A 2,330-nucleotide genomic window follows, 5' to 3' on the forward strand; every position below is an offset into this window, starting at 1 on the left:
GTCGGTCGAACTCGGCCGCCTGCAGGACGACAGCCCAAACACCGCCGAAACCGGACTGATTGATGCCCTGACCGGCTTCTTCAAGCGTTTCGCTGCAGGTGCGCTGCCCACCGAAACCACTCCACCCAACACAGAGAGCAAACCCCCAATGGATGAAGCTACAGCAACGGCTTTGACAGCCCTGGTGGCGCAGCTGCTGGTTGTCGCTGCCGGCCTTCAAGCTGTCATTGAGCCTGCCGCCGCCGATGCACCTGAGCCCGATCAAGACCTGATCGATGACGTCAGCACAGCCGTAGATGACATCGTGGCCACCGCCGAGCAAGAGCGCGAATTCCGCCGCCAGAGCAAGGGCAACCAGTCCGTACTTGCCAAGCTGGATGCGCTGCAGAAGCAGTTCAGCGCCCTGCAGAACACCTCCGCCGGTCGCCAGTTGCCGCGCAACCCTGGCCCTGTAACAACCGCCAAGAAAAAGGTGCTCTGACATGGCCCAGCCATTAAGCGCCCGGGGCGCCAAGCAGTACGCCGAGCTGCAGGAAGCGATCGCCGAAGCGTACGGCATCGAAAACTCCACCCGCATGTTCAGTGTGGACCCGACGATTGCCCAGGAGCTGAACGACGCGATCACCGCGAAGGCTGACTTTCTGGAGCGTATCAACGTCACCCCGGTCAGCGAGATCAAGGGTGAAAAGGTCTTCATCGGTGTAAATGGTCCGGTTACCGGCCGCACCAACACCAAGACCACCGACCGCGAAGCCAAAGACGCATCGGCGTTGGACAATAGCACCTACGAGTTGGCTGATACCCAGTCAGACGTGGGCCTGCCGTACGCCAAGATCGACGCCTGGGCGAAGTTTCCCGACTTCAAAGAGCGCTATTCCGCTGCCGTGCAAAAGCGTATCGCCCAGGACCGCATTGTTATCGGCTTCCACGGCACCCGCGCTGCAACGCAGACCGACCTGGCAGCGAATCCCAAGCTTCAGGACGTGAATAAGGGCTGGCTGCAGCAACTGCGCGAGCAGGCCCCGCAGCAGGTGCTGAAAGAGGGTGCCACCGCTGGCAAGGTCACCTTGGGTGCCGGCGGCGACTACGCCAACCTGGACGCCCTGGTGCACGACACCAAGCAGATGGTGGACGAGATCCTGCGCGAAGACGGCGACCTGGTCGCGATCATCGGCACCGACTTGCTCGCCTCTGACAAGGCCAAGCTGTACACCAAGCAGGGCGACACGCCGACCGAAAAAGAGCGCATCGAAAACGCCCAGGTCATTGCCACCTACGGCGGTCTGCCGGCGTTCAGCGTGCCGAACTTCCCGGTCAACGCGGTGTTGGTCACCAGTTGGGACAACCTGTCGATCTACTACCAGGACACCAGCTGGCGCAAACAGACGATCGAGAACCCGAAACGCTCCCGCGTCGAGGACTACAACAGCCGCAACGAAGGTTATGTGATCGAGCAGTTGGAAAAGATCGCACTGACCGAAAACGTGGAGCTGTTGGCGTGAGCCTGGCCCTGGCGCACAAGCGCCGCATCCTGGCCTTGGGCAGCACTGCAGTAGCGGCACTTGCCGCTACTGCAGGCATGGCCTACACCCCGGGCGATGCTCTGAGCAGCCCGGCCAATGCGCGCAAACACCTGCTGCTGCAGGAAGCGGCCTTGGACCAGGACCTGGCACGTATCAGCGCAATTAACGGCCTGGCTGGACGCCAGGCACTCAAGCGCGAAGAGCTGCTGCCCAAGTACCAGGAGTACATCCAGCGCTATTGCGAATCGGGCCTGAACTTCCCGAACCGCGTTGCTGTGCAGGTGATGGTCTGGCTGTTCGACACCGCCCAATTCGAAGACGCCCTGGGGCTTGCTGATTTCCTGATCGAGCAGGGCCAGCAGATGCCGGACCGCTTCAAGCGCCGCGACATCCAGACCTTTGTCGCGGACGCCGTGTGTGAGTGGGCCTACGCCGAATACAAAGTCAATCGCAGCCCGGAGCCTTACCTCTCTGACCTGCTGCCCCTGGTTGACGGTGAATGGCAACTGACGGAGCAGATCCCGAGCAAGTACCACAAGTTGATCGGTATGCGCGCCATGGAGGCCGGGAATCTTGAGGTTGCACTCAAGCACCTGGAGCGTTCGACCGAGCTGTACGCCCAGGCCGGTAACGACACCCGCATCGAAAAGGTTCGCAGGGCCCTGGCAAAACAAGCGGCGGCTAACCCGGCCACCGAATAACCGACTACCCCCCCCAGCGGGGACCTGTGGAAGTGAGCCGCCCATTTATGGACCGTCCCACTGAAAACAGGCTCCCCGCCCTATTTGAGCGGTCAGCATGAGCTTT

General features: G+C 61.5%; 2 protein-coding genes and 1 pseudogene. All 3 read left to right on the forward strand.

What is annotated here, in order from left to right:
• Nucleotides 1-481 (forward strand): annotated as a pseudogene (locus tag EJD88_RS18520) (capsid scaffolding protein); the annotation flags it as partial.
• Between the two features lies 1 nt (nt 482).
• Entirely contained in the window at nt 483-1,502 is a 1,020-nt protein-coding gene (locus EJD88_RS18525) for a phage major capsid protein, P2 family (protein ID WP_158878698.1), read from the forward strand.
• Nucleotides 1,499-2,224 (forward strand): phage terminase small subunit, encoded by a 726-nt coding sequence (gene gpM, locus EJD88_RS18530; RefSeq protein WP_158878699.1) that lies wholly within the window; start codon nt 1,499-1,501, stop codon nt 2,222-2,224. The genes EJD88_RS18525 and gpM overlap by 4 nt, the downstream gene beginning before the upstream one ends.
• Nucleotides 2,225-2,330 lie beyond the last annotated feature (106 nt).

Origin of the sequence: Pseudomonas sp. PB105, assembly GCF_009764655.1 — a bacterium.
Taxonomy (GTDB): domain Bacteria; phylum Pseudomonadota; class Gammaproteobacteria; order Pseudomonadales; family Pseudomonadaceae; genus Aquipseudomonas; species Aquipseudomonas cyclaminis.